Source organism: Nocardia sp. CA-107356, from assembly GCF_050946365.1.
Taxonomy (GTDB): domain Bacteria; phylum Actinomycetota; class Actinomycetes; order Mycobacteriales; family Mycobacteriaceae; genus Nocardia.
Genome location: NZ_CP191992.1, coordinates 536,858 through 551,452, shown reverse-complemented (window position 1 = coordinate 551,452; position 14,595 = coordinate 536,858). Strand labels below are relative to the sequence as shown.

13 protein-coding genes and 1 riboswitch are annotated in these 14,595 nt (G+C 66.7%); of the genes, 7 read left to right on the top strand and 6 right to left on the bottom strand.

Annotation, left to right across the window (positions count from 1 at the left end):
* Positions 1 to 33: 33 nt before the first annotated feature.
* A complete protein-coding gene (locus tag ACQP1G_RS02490; RefSeq protein WP_433197939.1) occupies positions 34 to 855 on the bottom strand; it encodes a crotonase/enoyl-CoA hydratase family protein in 822 nt (273 codons plus the stop codon).
* A 157-nt stretch (positions 856 to 1,012) separates the two neighbouring features.
* On the opposite strand from ACQP1G_RS02490, the gene ACQP1G_RS02485 reads away from it, so the two are divergent.
* From ACQP1G_RS02485 to ACQP1G_RS02475, 3 genes are all read left to right on the top strand, one after another.
* Positions 1,013 to 1,333: a 2-oxo-4-hydroxy-4-carboxy-5-ureidoimidazoline decarboxylase gene (locus tag ACQP1G_RS02485; protein ID WP_433197937.1), complete on the top strand. Its 321-nt coding sequence runs from the start codon at positions 1,013 to 1,015 to the stop codon at positions 1,331 to 1,333.
* A 51-nt stretch (positions 1,334 to 1,384) separates the two neighbouring features.
* The gene (locus tag ACQP1G_RS02480; protein WP_433197935.1) at positions 1,385 to 1,858 is read left to right on the top strand and encodes a YbaK/EbsC family protein; all 474 of its coding nucleotides are present in this window, start codon (positions 1,385 to 1,387) and stop codon (positions 1,856 to 1,858) included.
* Positions 1,859 to 2,120: 262 nt separating this feature from the next.
* Positions 2,121 to 2,588 carry a flavin reductase family protein gene (locus ACQP1G_RS02475; protein ID WP_433208042.1) on the top strand — a complete coding sequence of 156 codons (468 nt, stop codon included), beginning with the start codon at positions 2,121 to 2,123 and terminating at the stop codon, positions 2,586 to 2,588.
* A gap of 51 nt (positions 2,589 to 2,639) precedes the next feature.
* Here the strand turns inward: ACQP1G_RS02475 and ACQP1G_RS02470 are convergent, their stop codons facing one another.
* The 4 genes from ACQP1G_RS02470 to ACQP1G_RS02455 form a co-directional block, all read right to left on the bottom strand.
* Entirely contained in the window at positions 2,640 to 3,791 is a 1,152-nt protein-coding gene (locus tag ACQP1G_RS02470) for a hypothetical protein (protein ID WP_433197933.1), read from the bottom strand.
* A gap of 4 nt (positions 3,792 to 3,795) precedes the next feature.
* Positions 3,796 to 4,140, bottom strand: a complete 345-nt coding sequence (locus tag ACQP1G_RS02465; protein ID WP_433197931.1) for a hypothetical protein — start codon at positions 4,138 to 4,140, stop codon at positions 3,796 to 3,798.
* Between the two features lie 3 nt (positions 4,141 to 4,143).
* A complete protein-coding gene (locus tag ACQP1G_RS02460; protein ID WP_433197929.1) occupies positions 4,144 to 4,656 on the bottom strand; it encodes a YbaB/EbfC family nucleoid-associated protein in 513 nt (170 codons plus the stop codon).
* A 131-nt stretch (positions 4,657 to 4,787) separates the two neighbouring features.
* Positions 4,788 to 6,110, bottom strand: coding sequence for an aminotransferase class V-fold PLP-dependent enzyme (locus ACQP1G_RS02455; RefSeq protein WP_433197927.1), 1,323 nt, complete (start codon positions 6,108 to 6,110; stop codon positions 4,788 to 4,790).
* A 46-nt stretch (positions 6,111 to 6,156) separates the two neighbouring features.
* Positions 6,157 to 6,270: riboswitch (SAM riboswitch) on the bottom strand.
* Positions 6,271 to 6,396: 126 nt separating this feature from the next.
* Here ACQP1G_RS02455 and ACQP1G_RS02450 point away from each other — a divergent pair.
* Complete coding sequence (locus ACQP1G_RS02450) at positions 6,397 to 7,032, top strand: LysE family translocator (RefSeq protein ID WP_433197925.1); 636 nt, start codon at positions 6,397 to 6,399, stop codon at positions 7,030 to 7,032.
* Between the two features lie 60 nt (positions 7,033 to 7,092).
* Here ACQP1G_RS02450 and ACQP1G_RS02445 read toward each other — a convergent pair whose 3' ends face one another.
* Complete coding sequence (locus ACQP1G_RS02445; RefSeq protein ID WP_433197923.1) at positions 7,093 to 8,517, bottom strand: MDR family MFS transporter; 1,425 nt, start codon at positions 8,515 to 8,517, stop codon at positions 7,093 to 7,095.
* An 81-nt stretch (positions 8,518 to 8,598) separates the two neighbouring features.
* Here ACQP1G_RS02445 and ACQP1G_RS02440 point away from each other — a divergent pair, with 81 nt between their 5' ends.
* From ACQP1G_RS02440 to ACQP1G_RS02430, 3 genes are all read left to right on the top strand, one after another.
* The gene (locus ACQP1G_RS02440) at positions 8,599 to 9,021 is read left to right on the top strand and encodes a MarR family winged helix-turn-helix transcriptional regulator (protein ID WP_433197921.1); all 423 of its coding nucleotides are present in this window, start codon (positions 8,599 to 8,601) and stop codon (positions 9,019 to 9,021) included.
* Between the two features lie 222 nt (positions 9,022 to 9,243).
* Complete coding sequence (locus tag ACQP1G_RS02435; RefSeq protein ID WP_433208039.1) at positions 9,244 to 13,233, top strand: Pls/PosA family non-ribosomal peptide synthetase; 3,990 nt, start codon at positions 9,244 to 9,246, stop codon at positions 13,231 to 13,233.
* The gene (locus ACQP1G_RS02430; RefSeq protein ID WP_433197919.1) at positions 13,233 to 14,588 is read left to right on the top strand and encodes a M1 family metallopeptidase; all 1,356 of its coding nucleotides are present in this window, start codon (positions 13,233 to 13,235) and stop codon (positions 14,586 to 14,588) included. Before ACQP1G_RS02435 ends, ACQP1G_RS02430 begins: the two co-directional genes overlap by 1 nt.
* Positions 14,589 to 14,595: the final 7 nt, after the last annotated feature.

The window sequence follows — 14,595 nt, the reverse complement described above, 5'->3', positions numbered from 1 at the left end:
ACCTAGCGACTAGGGCAAGCAATTAAACGGCCTTTACCGGCCCTTGAACTCCGGGGCTCGCTTCTCGAATACCGACTGGATGGCCTCGGTCAGGTCCTCGGACGGCAGGAACGCCGAGTTCCACGCGGAGACGTAGCGCAGCCCGGCCGCCACCTGATCCTTGGTGCGCTGCTCGAGCACATCCTTCGCGCCCTGCACCACCAGCGGCGGGTTCGCGGCGATCTCGCGCGCGATGGCGTGCGCCGCGTCGAGTGTCGTGTCCTGATCGGCGAATACATCGTTGACCAGGCCGATCTTCTCGGCACGCGCCGCGTCGATGTCCTTACCGGTGTAGGCGAGTTCGCGCAGATGCCCCTCACCGATGATGCCGGGCAGCCGGTGCAGCGACCCGATATCGGCAACGATCGCAACCTTCGCCTCGCGCAGGCTGAACTTCGCGTCCGCGCTCGCGTAGCGGATATCGGCGGCGGCGATCAGATCCAGCCCGCCGCCGATGCACCAGCCGGAGACCGCGGCGATAACCGGCTTGCGGCAGTCGGCCACGGCGGTCACCGCGGCCTGCATCCGGCGCACCTCATAGAGGAAGTCGGTGCGCGGCGCGGCCAGGGCCTTATCCGCCATCAGCGGACCGAACGTCCCGGCCATAGCGGGCAGGTCGAGTCCGTAGGAGAAATGTTTCCCGGAACCGGTGAGCACAATGGCACGAACCTCGGGATCGGCGTCCAGCCCGCGGAAGATCTCCGGCAACTCCCGCCAGAAGTCCGGACCCATCGCATTACCCTTGCCGGGACCGGTCAGTGTGACCTGCGCGACATGGTCCTTGGTTTCCACGGTAAAAGCCTGCCAATCAGTCATTCGTCCAGCGTAAAGCAGGTGTAAGCAAGTCAGCCGACCAGTCCGTGTCCTATGTAAATCCTGTGCAAAATCGGTTCGGCGCACTGGCTCCCGGGGCGGCGCCGGCCGCATCATGGTCGAGTCAGCAAACCCCGCATCCTCTGGCTGGGAGGCCATCATGCTGATGCATCAAGGAATAGGGCTGGACCATTTCAATGCGATGACTCGCGGCCATGCCGTACACGCACTGTTCGAAGTCTGCAGCAATGTCACCTGGGCGGCCACGCTCGCCGACGCCCGGCCCTACGCGGATCGCGACGCGCTGCTGGCCACGGCGGATGTCGAACTGCTCGCACTGTCCCAATCCGATCTCGATCGGGCCCTCGACGGAGTTGTGCACGAACATGTCTCGCAGCGCAGCATGACGGAGCTGGCCCGGGTGGTGCGCGATCGGATCGACCAGCTGCTCGGACCCACCGGCGGGTATCCCGAATACTGACCGGACGAAACTCGCCCGGCGTATTGCCCGCAATCGCTCTACTCTGGTTCCATGCGCAGGTCACTTCCACCAGTCGCATGCCGGGTCGCCGATACCCTGATCGCGCGCGGCCACCACGGTGTCATCGTCACTCAGCCCGCTCCCACGCCCACCGCCGCCGATGCCGCACGGGCACTCGGCATCGATGTGGGCGCCATCACGAAATCACTGGTGTTCCTACTCGACGACGATCCGGTGCTGCTGCTGGTCTCCGGCGCGCACCAGGTGGATCTGGCGCACACCGGCGAACGGCTGGAAGGCAAGCTCACCCGCGCCCCCGCCGATATGGTGCAGGAGGTGACCGGTCAGCCCATCGGCGGTATCGCACCGGTCGGCCACCCGACAAACCTGCCGACCTGGGTGGACAACGCGCTATCCGCGCACCGGGAGGTGTGGGCCGCCGGCGGCCATCCGAATACCGTCTTCCGCACCTCATTTCGCGAACTGGTGCGCATTACCGCCGGACTTCCGATCGACGTGGATTGAATTCCGCACCCGTCCGGCGAGCAGCGCGGACCGCGGAATGGAGATCAACCCGACAACCATTCGACGGTTCATTGTGGACAAAGCCGGCGTAGTTTCGTCATGTGAGCGAGCGGAGCGAGACAAGCATCAACACAGCACCAACGGTCGCGGCGGAGCCGAGCGCTAGCGAGGCGCAGCTGTGACCGATGCTCAACCGCCTGCGACCGACATCCAGATTCCCGATGATCTGAGCGGTATCACCGCCGAGCAATACCGCGCCTCCATGCGGCACTATCCGTCGGGCGTCACCGTGGTCACCCTCGACTCAGTAAACGGTCCGATCGGTTTCACTGCCACCTCGTTCGCATCACTATCCCTGGAGCCCCCGCTGGTCTCCTTCAATATCGCCCACACCTCGTCGAGCCTGACCGCGCTGCGAGCGGCCAACTCGGTGGTCATCCATTTCCTCGGCGAACACCAGCACGATCTGGCCAAGCGCTTCGCCCGGACCGCCGATGAACGCTTCACCGATCGTTCGCTGTGGACGACCCTGGACAGCGGCGAGCCGGTGCTGCACGGCACCCCCATCTGGATTCGGGCCACCATCCAGCAGCTGATCCCGATCGGCGACCACACCTTCGTCGTCGGCCTGGTCACCCGAGTGCGCGACAGCACCGATGAACAGCCCGCCGCCGCACCGCTGCTCTACTACCGCGGCCGCTACTACCGCCCGACCTCGCTCGAAGACTGAACTCGACCGGACGGCAGTCGAATTCCCCTGGGCAGCAACAGAGTTCGATCGCTACAGCTCGAGCGATGAGCCCGTGCGAACCTCAGTATGGAAGGTATCGCCCGCACCCAGGTCCAACGATGACGGCCGGGTCGAGTCCGAGGTCGGATCGCCTTCATCCGGTTCCTCCGGCGGTGCCGTGGACGATTCCGTTGCGGTCGGTCCGGGCGAACTCACGATCGACAGGCTCGCGGTCTGGGGACCGTGAGTCGAAGCCGGCACCGTCGTGTCGTGGATCGAAGTTGGCGTGGGCGTCGTGGATGGTGTCACATATGGCGCGTGCTGCGGTGAGGAATCGTCGGCCGACGTCTCGACGGTGAAAGTCGTACCCCCGGGCGACGGACTCACATACGGTGCGTGCTGCGTAGTGGTCGTATCCGGCTTGTCCTTACCGTTCGACTGCCCGCTGCTCGGGTCGCCCTCGTGCAGCGCCTTGAACGTACGTGCCGGTCCGAGGGCGGTGGTGGTGAGCTCGTTGGCCAGCTTCTTCGTATCCTTCGAGTCGAAGCCGAGTTTGTTGAGCGCACCCTGGATGCCCCCGCTGAGCGCTCCGCGCTCGCCTGCCTTCGTCAGCCGGTCGATGTCGTAGCCGTCGCGGGTTCCCGCTTCAATTGCCAGCGTCTCCAGTAGGAATTCCTTCGCGGTACCGGTCAATGCGCCGGTGGCGGCCTTGATCACCGTCTGGGTGAGGATCTGCTGGATGAGCTTGCGCAGCGCCTGGGAGATGGCGGTGCGAATCGCGACCTGCATCGCCGCGGCCTCTGCCGTACTCGCGCCCAACGTCGGCACCGCCGCCGCGGCCGCCGCAGCCAACTGGATGGCGGTGTAGATCAGCATCGAGATGATGTACAACTTGATGGCCAGGACCAGCGATGCGTAGATCCGCAGCGCCAGTGCGATATCGCGCAGCAGGTCGGTCAGGGTCTCGAGCGCCTGCACGGTCTTCGAGCGGTACCGCTCGATCGCATCGTGCGTCTCGCCTTCGATATGGCCAAGGGCCTCTTGGAATTTGGCGTCGATCCTGCCGGAGTATTTCTCCAGTCTGTTCGCCATCTTCTCGGCCGCATTGCCCAACCGGAACAGCTTGGTCTCATCGGCCTTCGGCCAGCGGTAGACGACGACCGCCGCCACCGGCTGCAACGCCGGTGGTATCGACAACCCCATGCCGCTACCCCTTGCTGTTTTCGCCGAGCAGGCCGGTGATCTTCTCGACGGCGGACTCGAAGTCGCCATCCGTCGTGGTCACCGCGTCGGCAACAGTGGTGAACTTCTTCTCGATCGAGCCGAGCAGGCTGATCACACCGTCGAGCATCTGCGTTGCGTCGTCGGACGGGCCGAGGAAATTCTGCAGAAATGCCCGACCGAATTCGTCATCACCGATGCCATCGCCGTCGGCGCTCAGCGCGCTCGTGAACTCCGCCACATCGGCGGCGAATTCGCTACCCAGTGAACCGATTTCGGTGGCGATCGAGCGGAACTGCTCCGGATCGAGCCGGAAGTTGTTGTCGCCCATGACCTACCAGCCCTTCCAATGCGGGCCCTCGTCGTCCGGGTCCTCGTCCAGCCGGCGCGGGAACTCCACCTGCGGCTCCGGTTCGGGCTCCGGCGGAGGCGGCGGCAGGATATTTCCCTCGGGCCGCGCGATCGGCGGCAGTTCGCCGAACGGATCCTCGGGCAGGCCGACCTCGGATACCGCCGCCAGCACCGGCGCCAGCCGCGCGTCGAGCTGCTCCTTGGCAGACCGGGCCGCGGCCTGCGCCGCCTCGGTCATCGCCGCGCCCAGCCGTTGCGGATTCGAGCGCTTGAATGCCTCCGGCGCCACCCACACATCCAGCGGGATACCCGCCGAATTCGCGGTCACCCGAACCAGCTGATCCCGCGACCAGCCCTGCACGGTCAGATTGGCCAGCTCCGATTTGGCCGCGCCGATCTCCTGTAGCTGCCGCTCGTACACATCGGTCATATGGTCGACTTGGCCGCGCATCCCGTCCGTCCAGGACTGGAGCGCATCCCGCTCTGCCGAATTCATTCAGCCGCCTTTCCGTTCCCCCGCCCCGGCCGGACGAGTGCCATCACCTTCCTAGACGCAGTGGGCGGGGCGCAGGTTCCATCGGAGGCGCGAATTGCGCGGCGAAATTCTCAGAGCGAGATCGGCATGGCCTAGCCGATCGAGCAGGGCGCGGCGCCGCCCGTCGGGTCGAGGCTGGTGAAGGGGCGGGTCTCGGGGGTCGGATTCCACAGGCCGTCGGTGCTGGCGTAGTTCCAGTTCGCACCCGTGGCGACGAGTGTCGCGATGGCCTCGACCAGGCGGTCCACATCGGCGGAGCTGGTGCCGAGGCCGATGCTGGCACGCAGAGCGCCGCCGAGCCCGAGGCGGTCGAGCAAGGGATGGGCGCAAAAACGGCCGTCTCGGATGCCGATGCCGTATTCGGCGGAGAGGTAGGCCGCGACCTGGCCGGGGACGAATCCGTCCAGGGTGAAGGCAACGATGCCGACGGTGTCCGGGCTGTCGTCCCAGATGCGCAACAGGTTGACGCCGGGAATGGCGGACAGGCCGGTGCGCAGACGATCGGCGAGCAGGCGTTCGTGGGTGGCGAGGGTTTCGGGATCGATCGCACAGAGCGCGTCACACGCGGCAGCGAGCGCGGCCGCACCCAGCACATTCGGCGAACCGGCCTCATGACGTTGCGGAGCGGGCGCCCATTCCGCGCGGGTGGTGCTGACCTCGCGGACCGCGCCGCCGCCCGCCAGATACGGTTCGGCGGCATCGAGCCAATCCCGACGTCCGACGAGCACTCCCGCACCGAACGGTGCGTAGAGTTTGTGGCCGGAAAAGGCGAGATAGTCGATGCCGATGTCGCGCAAGCTGATTCGACGATGCGGCGCCAACTGGGCGGCATCGACCAGGATGCGGGCGCCGCACTGATGGGCGATGGTGGCCAGCCGCTCCAGCGGCAGCACCTCACCGGTCACATTGGAGGCGCCGGTGACCGCGAGCAGCGCGGCAGGCTTACTGCACAGTTCGGCGATCAGCTGACGGATGGTCTCCTCGACGGTCGCGGCGGCCTTGACGACGCGTCGGCCGTGCCGAGTCCAGGGCAGGAAGTTCGCGTGATGTTCGATATCCAGCACCACGGTGTCGCCGGGGACGCAGGCGGCGAGCAGGTTGAGCGAATCGGTGGTGTTGCGGGTGAAGACCACCACCTGATCGTCGGCGGCATCGAGGAACCGGGTGACGGAACCGCGGGCCGCCTCGTAGCACTCGGTGGAGATCCGCGAGGCGTAACCCGCGCCGCGGTGCACGCTCGCATAGAACGGCAGCAACTGTTGCACCCGCTCGGTGACCTGCGCCAATGCCGGTGCGCTCGCGGCGTAGTCGAAGTTCGCGTAGGTGGCCGTCCCGCCCTGGACCAACGGCACCTGCAGGTCGTCGCCGGAGACCCGGGCGAAGGCGGAACAGGGCTGGTCAACAACAGCAGTCATCACAAAATCCCATCGGCTGTGGGACCCGTAACCAGGTGATTATCCGAGTCCGCGCTTGCCGCACCCGGTTGGGCTGCGGCCCGGTCGTCACCCGGAGCACCCCACCGCGGAGGAGGGTTGCCGACCAGCTAGCCGGGGCTTGACGCTGGTACTCATAACCTGAACCGAGACTGACAGATATCTCGCCGCTGTGTCAACCGTTGTTTCCGGCCGGCACTCCCGTGCATATACATGCACTCAAATAAATAACCTTGCAAAGCCGGGCGATCTGCGGTCTCATCGAGAGGTGACCGCTTCCCTGCTGCTCAGCTTTGTCGGCCTGTGCATTCTACTGTCGATCACGCCCGGCCCGGACTCTTTCCTGGTGCTGCGATTCTCGATCGTGGACGCGCGACCCGGCATCGCCGCGGCGATCGGCTCGGCACTGGGCGGCATCGTCTGGGCGGTGGTGGTCGCGGCCGGGGTCGCCGCACTGCTGGAGCAGTCCGCGACGGCCTACCGGACACTGAAGGTCATCGGTGGAATCTATTTGGTGTACTTGGGAATTCGGGCGCTGATCGATCACCGCAAGCAGCGCGGGGCCGGTACCGCGCAGACGTCCGGGCAGCCGAGCGCGGGTGAGGTGACATCGATTCGCTCGGCATTCGCCGCGGGCGTGGTTTCGTGCATGTTCAACCCGAAGGTCGGACTGTTCTACCTGGCGGTGCTGCCGCAATTCCTCACCGATGTCACCTTCGTGAACACCCTGGCGCTCGGCGCCATCGAATGCACCATTGCCGCCGTGGAGATGATCCTGCTCGCCCTGCTGGCTGCGCGGGCAGTCGCCATGCTGCGCCGCCCGCGGGTCCGCGATCGGCTCGAGCAGATCAGCGCGGCCATCCTCGCGGCACTCGGCATCGGCACCGCCGCCTCGGCCGCGTAATCCGTTGCGCGCCTTGCCGACAGCCACTTCCAGCGGCCGTCGGCAAGGCGCACCGCGTCCCTATTTCGGCTGCATCTCCTTGCGCCACAGCAGCACTGACGCGACCAGCGAAACCACGGCGGCGGCGGTGATCCACCAGAATGCTTGCCGGAACCCGGCATCCACCGGCAATCCGGCGGCGGCCGCGCGATACAGCACCACCGCCAGCAACGCCGCCCCGATCGACCCGCCGACCCGCTGCAGAATATTGACGAACGACGCCGCATCCGGCATCTGCTCGGGCCGGACCGCGGCATAGGCCGCAGCCACGATGGGCATCCCGGTCAATCCGGTCGCCATGCCGCGAATCAGCAAAAGTGCCTGTATGACAACAGGATTCATCGACGCATCACCGAGCGCGAACGGCACCGTGACCGCGACCGTCACCGCACTGCCCACCACCGCGACAACACCCCCGCCGTACCGATCGGTCAACCGGCCGCCGATGGGCATCGCGATAATGCCGCCGAGTCCGAACGACATGAGCAGCAACCCCGTCGCTACCAGCCCATCGCCGTGTAAGACCTGAAAGTACAACGGCAGCACCAACATTGCCCCGAACATCGAGGCGCCGGCGAAGAAGTTCGCCACATTCGCGGTCGCGAACACCGGATGCCGGAACAAGCCGACATCGAGCAGACTCGCGCCGCGCCCGCGCACCGACCGCGCCACGAACAGGCCGAGTGCCAGCGCACCGACCACCACCGACACCCATACCGTCGGCGCGGAAACGCTACCGCGACTGCCGAATTCGCCCAGCCCGTAGACCAGCGCCGACAAACCGACCGCGATCAGCGCGAATCCGCTGGCGTCGAATCGACCCCCGGTATCGGTCGTCTCGCTGCGCGGCAATACCCGGCGCGCCAGTACGAACGCCACCAGTCCGAACGGGATATTGATCAGGAACAGCCACTCCCAGTCCAGATTCGCAAGCATGACGCCGCCGATCGTCGGGCCGATCGCGGGCGCGGCGACCACCGCGATCCCGACCACGCTCATCACCCGACCCAGCCGATGCGGACCCGCGATCTGACCGATCAACGTCTGCCCCGCGGGCACCAGCAAGCCCGCGGCAAGCCCCTGCGCGATCCGTAACCCGATGAGCCAACCGATATTCGGCGCAAGCGCACACAACCCCGAGGTGACGGTGAACCCGGTGAGCGCGCTCAACCAGACCCGATCCATTCCGAACCGGCGTCCAAGCCAGCCGCATAGCGGCAGCGTCACGGCCAGCGCCAGCAGATATCCACTCGCGATCCACTGCGCGCTGTTCAGCGTCGCACCGAGATCGGTGGCGATGGTGTTCAGGCCGATATTGACCAGTGACGTGTCCAACATGCTCATCACGGCGCCGAAGACCACCACACCGGCGACCCGCCATACCCCTGTAGGGATCGGTTCGAGTGTGGGCGCGGTGGCGGCGACGACCGTTCGAGTATCCGACATGGATCCTCCGCTATTCGTAGACAATCTAGATTGTGGAGGCTATCAACAATATTGGTGCTCAACAATAGATATAATTAGCGAATGCCCGCCGACCACATCTACCCACGCGGCCTGCTCCGCTTCCCGACCTACGCGCTCGGCAAGCTGCACAAGGCCGTGCACGCCGAAATGGGCACGTCCCTGCGCGAACATTGGGTGCTGGTCTGCCTGGAGGAGTTCGACGACCTGTCCCAGCAGCAGGTCTCCAGCGCACTCGGCATCGACCGCAGCGAGGTGGTCCGGCTGATCGATGGCCTGGAAGAGGCCGGGTTCGTGGTCCGCACCCGCGATGCGATGGACCGACGCAAGTACCGGCTTTCCATTACCAAGGCCGGACGGGCCGACCGCCGCAAGACCGATGAACTCATCGAGCAGGCCGCCGAGCGAGTGCTGCACCGACTCGACGACGAGGAGCGGCGCACCCTGCACCACCTGGCCCTGAAGGCGCTCGGCGAAGATCTCTGAGCCCGGCCCAGCCAACCGACCACCCGGTTCGGTCGACGACAGAATGCCGATACCGCAGGTACCGTAGACAGTTGGTCACCGTGGCGTTTGCCCATTGGTAACCCTCTTGTGAAAGAACAACTCGGGAAAGCGCTAGGCAGGTCTATGAGAGGTGGGCAGGACGTGATGCTGCAGCCGCAGGTCGACGCCGCGGCGGACAAGGACCCGACGACCGGGCTCCCGATGCCACATCCCTTGCTACGCGCCGCACTCGCGTCGCAGCCCAGGACCCTTGTCGACATTCTGAACAGCGCCGCACGGACCCACCCCGAAGCACCCGCGATCGATGACGGACGCGTCGTGCTCAGCTATACCGAGTTGCTGGCCGAGATCGATACCGGTGTCGTCCGATTGATCGAGGCGGGCGTGCGACCCGGTGACCGCGTCGGCGTCCGCATGGCGTCCGGCACGCATGAGCTCTACATCACAATCCTGGCCGTTCTTTTTGCCGGTGCCGCCTACGTCCCGGTGGACGCCGACGATCCGGAGGAACGCGCCCGACTGGTCTTCGGCGAAGCCAGGGTTACCGCCATCGCGACGACCGCGGGCATCGAACCGACGGCGGCCGCGGCCGAACGGGCCGATCAGCTCCCGGTAGCGACCTCCGACGAATCGACCATTCGGCCCACCCCCGACGACGACGCCTGGATCATCTTCACTTCCGGATCCACCGGAACCCCGAAGGGCGTCGCGGTCACCCACCGCAACGCCGCGGCATTCGTCGACGCGGAAGCGCGGCTATTCCTCCCAGACGCCCCGATCGGCCCCGGCGACCGTGTCCTGGCGGGACTGTCGGTCGCCTTCGACGCGTCCTGCGAGGAGATGTGGCTGGCCTGGCGCAACGGCGCCTGCCTGGTGCCCGCGCCCCGCGCCCTGGTCCGCACCGGCGCGGATCTCGGCCCCTGGCTGGTCCGTCGCGAGATCAGCATCGTCTCAACGGTGCCCACACTGGCCGCGACCTGGCCCGCCGAGGCGCTGGACCCGGTCCGACTACTGATCTTCGGCGGCGAAGCGGTGCCGCCCGAACTCGCCGAACGCCTTGCCGGAAGTCCCGCGGCGCGAGCGACGGACCTGGAGGAGGTAGCGGAGCGTAACCACGCAGGGCCCCGCGAACGCCGCGAATCCAATACGGATTCGGACCGCGAAGTCTGGAATACCTACGGTCCCACCGAAGCTACGGTGGTCGCCTGCGCGGCACTGCTCGACGGCGGCTTCCCGGTCCGGATCGGACTCCCGCTCGACGGCTGGGACCTGACCGTCGTCGACGCCGCCGGTAATCCGGTGGGCGAGGGCGAATCCGGTGAACTGGTGATCGGCGGCGTCGGACTCGCCCGCTACCTCGACCCGGCCAAGGACGCCGAGAAATACGCTCCACTACCGTCACTCGGCTGGGACCGGGCCTACCGCAGCGGCGATCTGGTCCGCAATGACAGTGCGGGTCTGGTCTTCCTCGGCCGCGCCGACGATCAGATCAAACTCGGCGGCCGCCGCATCGAACTCGGTGAGATCGATAGCGCACTGCAACATCTGCCCGGCGTCACCGGCGCCGCGGCCGCCATCCGTTCCACCAAGGCGGGCAATAAGATCCTGGTCGGCTATCTCACCGGTACCGCACCGGATTTCGATGTGTCCGCGGCCAGGGCCCAACTCGCGCAACAACTCCCGGCTCCACTGGTCCCCCGGCTCGCCATCGTCCCCGACCTGCCCACCCGCACCTCCGGCAAGGTCGACCGTGACGCCCTGCCGTGGCCGCTGCCCAACGACACCGATTCCCCGCGTCCCGACCTCACCGAGACCGAGGAATGGATCGCCGGACTGTGGGATTCGATTCTCGGCGCCGAGGTCACCGGCCCGGACACCGACTTCTTCGACCTCGGCGGCGGCTCGCTCGCGGCCGCCCAACTGGTCACCGCCCTGCGCGAACGCTACCCGCGCATCACCGTCGCCGACCTGTACGACCACCCCCGCCTGGGCGCCCTCGCCGAACTACTCGACGAGACCGCACCACAGGAGGCCGTCGAAACCCGCATCGTGCGCCCCACCCCGCGCAGCGCCCAGTGGGCGCAGATACTCGCCACCATTGCGCTGGCCACTCTTACCGGAATGCAGTGGCTCACCTGGCTGGCCATTGTCGGGAATATCGCGGGCTGGTCCGGCTCACTGCCTTGGCTGCCGCATCTGTCGTGGTGGTGGACACTGGCCGCCTTCCTGCTGTTCATCTCCCCGCCCGGTCGCATGGCGATCTGCGCGACCGGTGCCCGCCTACTGTTGCGGGGCGTCGCGCCCGGCAGCTACCCGCGCGGCGGCTCGGTACACCTGCGCCTATGGGCGGCGGTCCGGCTATCCGAGGCCAGCGGCGCCGAAAGCCTTTCCGGCGCACCGTGGATGGTGCCGTTCGCGCGGGCACTCGGCGCGAAGATCGGCTCCGGCATCGACCTGCACACCCTGCCGCCGGTCACCGGCATGCTCGAACTCGGCGACGGCTGCAGCGTGGAACCGGAGGTCGACCTCTCCGGCTACTGGATCGACGGTGATGTCGTGCACATCGGACCGATCACCATCGGCGCCGGCGCCGTGATCGGTGCGCGATCGATCCTGCTGCCCGGCAGCAAAATCGGCAAGAACGCCGAGATCGCACCGGGCTCCTCGGTCGCGGGCAAGGTCAAGGCCGAACAGGAGTGGGCGGGCTCGCCAGCGACGAAGGTCGGCAAGGCCCAGCACCGTTGGCCCGATCACACCCCCGCCAGGGCCGCACACTGGGTCGCGATCTTCGGCGTGACCTCGATGGCATTGGCGGCCATGCCCATACTCGGCCTGGCCACGGGCGGCGCGTTCATCGCCTGGTTCATCCGCGATGCCCGCACGCTCGCTGGCGCACTCGGCCGCGGCTTCGCGATCCTGCCGGTCGCCACCCTGCTCAGCCTGACCGTGTACGCAGTGACGACGGTGCTCGCGGTACGACTGCTCAGCATCGGACTGACCGAGGGCCATCACCCCGTCCGCAGCCGGGTCGGCTGGCAGGTCTGGGCCACCGAGCGCCTGCTCGATTCGGCGCGCACCTTCCTGTTTCCGCTCTACGCGAGCCTGTTGACCCCGCTGTGGCTGCGGCTGCTCGGCGCGAAGGTCGGCAAGAGCGTCGAGGCCTCCACGGTGCTACTGCTGCCGAAATTCACCACCGTCGCCGACGGCGCCTTCCTCGCCGACGACACCATGATCGCCAGTTACGAACTCGGCGGCGGCTGGCTGCGCATCGGCGATGCGAAGGTCGGCAAGCGCGCATTCCTCGGCAATTCCGGGATGACCGCGCCCGGTCGCCGCGTGCCGAAGAACGGTCTGGTCGCGGTGCTCTCGGCCGCACCGTCCAAGGCCAAGGCGGGTTCGTCCTGGCTCGGCAGTCCGCCGGTCCGACTGCGCCGCGCCTCCGAAACCGGCGATACCGAACGCACCTTCGATCCGCCGCTACGACTCAAGGTATTCCGCGGCATCGTCGAAACCTGCAGGCTCATACCCGTATTGGTGACGTTCGGAATCGGTCTCGGTGTGCTGTTCACGCTGGCCTGGATCGCGGAATCGGCGGGGTACCTGGTCGCCGCGCTGCTCTGCGGTTCGGTGCTGATGGCCGCCGGTGCGATCGCCGGCGCCAGCTCGGTCATCGCGAAGTGGGTGCTGGTCGGGCGAATCGGCGCCGAGGAGCATCCGCTGTGGAGTTCGTTCGTATGGCGCAACGAGGTAGCCGACACCTTCGTCGAAACCGTTGCCGCGCCATGGTTCGCGCGCGCCGCAACCGGCACCCCGGTGCTGAACCTGTGGCTTCGTGGACTCGGCGCGAAGATCGGTCGCGGGGTATGGTGCGAGTCCTACTGGCTACCGGAGGCGGACCTGGTGACACTCGGTGACGGCGCGACCGTGGAACGAGGCTGTGTGGTGCAGACCCACCTCTTCCACGATCGAATCATGGCCATGGACACCGTCACCCTCGGCGCCGGCGCCACCCTGGGACCGCATTGCGTCGCGCTGCCCGCCGCGAGCATCGGCGACGGCGCGACCATCGGCCCCGCGTCGCTGGTCATGCGCGGTGACACCGTGCCGCCGTCCAGTCGCTGGTGGGGAAATCCGATCGCGCCGTGGTCCAGTGCGGCGCCGAGACTTAGCGAGGCCGGAGCAGCCAACTGATGCCGGGCAAGTTCTACGAAGAGCCCATCGACGAATACCTACCGCAGAACGGAAATCGCGGCTACCGAGTATCGCGGTACGAACTGGAGCTCTCCTACAGGGTCGCCAGCAACCGTCTGGCAGGCAAGGCCGCGATCACCGCGGTGACCACCGCCGTGCGAGATCGTTTCGCACTCGACCTGTCCCAAGCGCTCACCGTCGCCAAGGTCTTCGTCAACGGGACCAAGCCCGCGAAATACATCCACCAGCACGGCAAGCTCGTGATCACCCCGCAGCGCCGGATTCCGGCGGGCGGGGTGCTCGGGCTGGTCATCCAGTATTCGGGCGTGCCGAAGCCGGTGCGTGGGCCGTGGGGTGAGGTCGGCTGGGAGGAACTGACCGAGGGCGCCCTGGTCGCCAATCAGCCCAATGGCGCCGCATCCTGGTTCCCCTGCGACGATCACCCGAGTTCCAAAGCCAGCTACCGGATTTCGATCACCACCGATACTCCGTACTACGCGCTGGCCAACGGCACCCTGGTCCGCAAGCAGACCAAGGCGAGCCAGACCACCTGGGTCTACGAACAGCCCGAACCGATGTCGAGCTATCTGGCCACCATCCAGATCGGGCAGTACCAGAAGCACCGCATCGATGCCCCGCACGGTTCGGTGCCGATGCAGGCCGTCGCGCCGGTCCGGCTGCGCGCCAACTTCGAGCACGACTTCGCACGCCAGCAGCAGATGATGGAGTTGTTCATCGAGAAGTTCGGCCCGTATCCCTTCGACGGATACACCGTTGTCATCACCGACGACGAACTCGAAATCCCGATCGAGGCCCAGGGCATCTCCGTCTTCGGCGCCAACCACTGCGACGGCCGCCGCGGCGCGGAACGCCTTGTCGCACACGAACTCGCGCACCAGTGGTTCGGCAATAGCCTCACCATCCGGCAGTGGCGCGATATCTGGCTGCACGAAGGCTTCGCCTGTTATGCCGAATGGATCTGGTCGGAGGCCGCGGGCGGGCCGACCGCCGACCAGCTGGCGCGCGCCGCCCGGCACAATCTGTCCAGGGAGCCGCAGAACATCATCGTCGGCGATCCGAGCCCACAGCGCATGTTCGACGATCGCGTATACAAGCGCGGCGCCCTCACCCTGCACGCCCTGCGCCTGGAACTCGGCGAGTTGGCCTTCTGGGATCTACTGCGCGAGTGGACGATTCGCTACCGGCACGCATCGATCAGCACCGAGGAATTCACCGATCTGGCCGGCCACTACAGTCTGGTGCCGCTGCGGCCGCTGTGGGAGGCCTGGCTGCTCACCGAACCGCTGCCGCAACTGCCGCCCCTCGGTGGACAGGCCAACTCGACATCGCGTTGACGCGCCC

Excerpts from the sequence above, each read along its gene's own strand:
- ACQP1G_RS02490 (WP_433197939.1), bottom strand. The coding sequence starts at position 855 with ATGACTGATTGGCAGGCTTTTACCGTGGAAACCAAGGACCATGTCGCG.
- ACQP1G_RS02485 (WP_433197937.1), top strand. The coding sequence starts at position 1,013 with ATGCTGATGCATCAAGGAATAGGGCTGGACCATTTCAATGCGATGACT.
- ACQP1G_RS02480 (WP_433197935.1), top strand. The coding sequence starts at position 1,385 with ATGCGCAGGTCACTTCCACCAGTCGCATGCCGGGTCGCCGATACCCTG.
- ACQP1G_RS02475 (WP_433208042.1), top strand. The coding sequence starts at position 2,121 with ATGCGGCACTATCCGTCGGGCGTCACCGTGGTCACCCTCGACTCAGTA.
- ACQP1G_RS02470 (WP_433197933.1), bottom strand. The coding sequence starts at position 3,791 with ATGGGGTTGTCGATACCACCGGCGTTGCAGCCGGTGGCGGCGGTCGTC.
- ACQP1G_RS02465 (WP_433197931.1), bottom strand. The coding sequence starts at position 4,140 with ATGGGCGACAACAACTTCCGGCTCGATCCGGAGCAGTTCCGCTCGATC.
- ACQP1G_RS02460 (WP_433197929.1), bottom strand. The coding sequence starts at position 4,656 with ATGAATTCGGCAGAGCGGGATGCGCTCCAGTCCTGGACGGACGGGATG.
- ACQP1G_RS02455 (WP_433197927.1), bottom strand. The coding sequence starts at position 6,110 with ATGACTGCTGTTGTTGACCAGCCCTGTTCCGCCTTCGCCCGGGTCTCC.
- ACQP1G_RS02445 (WP_433197923.1), bottom strand. The coding sequence starts at position 8,517 with ATGTCGGATACTCGAACGGTCGTCGCCGCCACCGCGCCCACACTCGAA.
- ACQP1G_RS02440 (WP_433197921.1), top strand. The coding sequence starts at position 8,599 with ATGCCCGCCGACCACATCTACCCACGCGGCCTGCTCCGCTTCCCGACC.
- ACQP1G_RS02435 (WP_433208039.1), top strand. The coding sequence starts at position 9,244 with ATGCCACATCCCTTGCTACGCGCCGCACTCGCGTCGCAGCCCAGGACC.
- ACQP1G_RS02430 (WP_433197919.1), top strand. The coding sequence starts at position 13,233 with ATGCCGGGCAAGTTCTACGAAGAGCCCATCGACGAATACCTACCGCAG.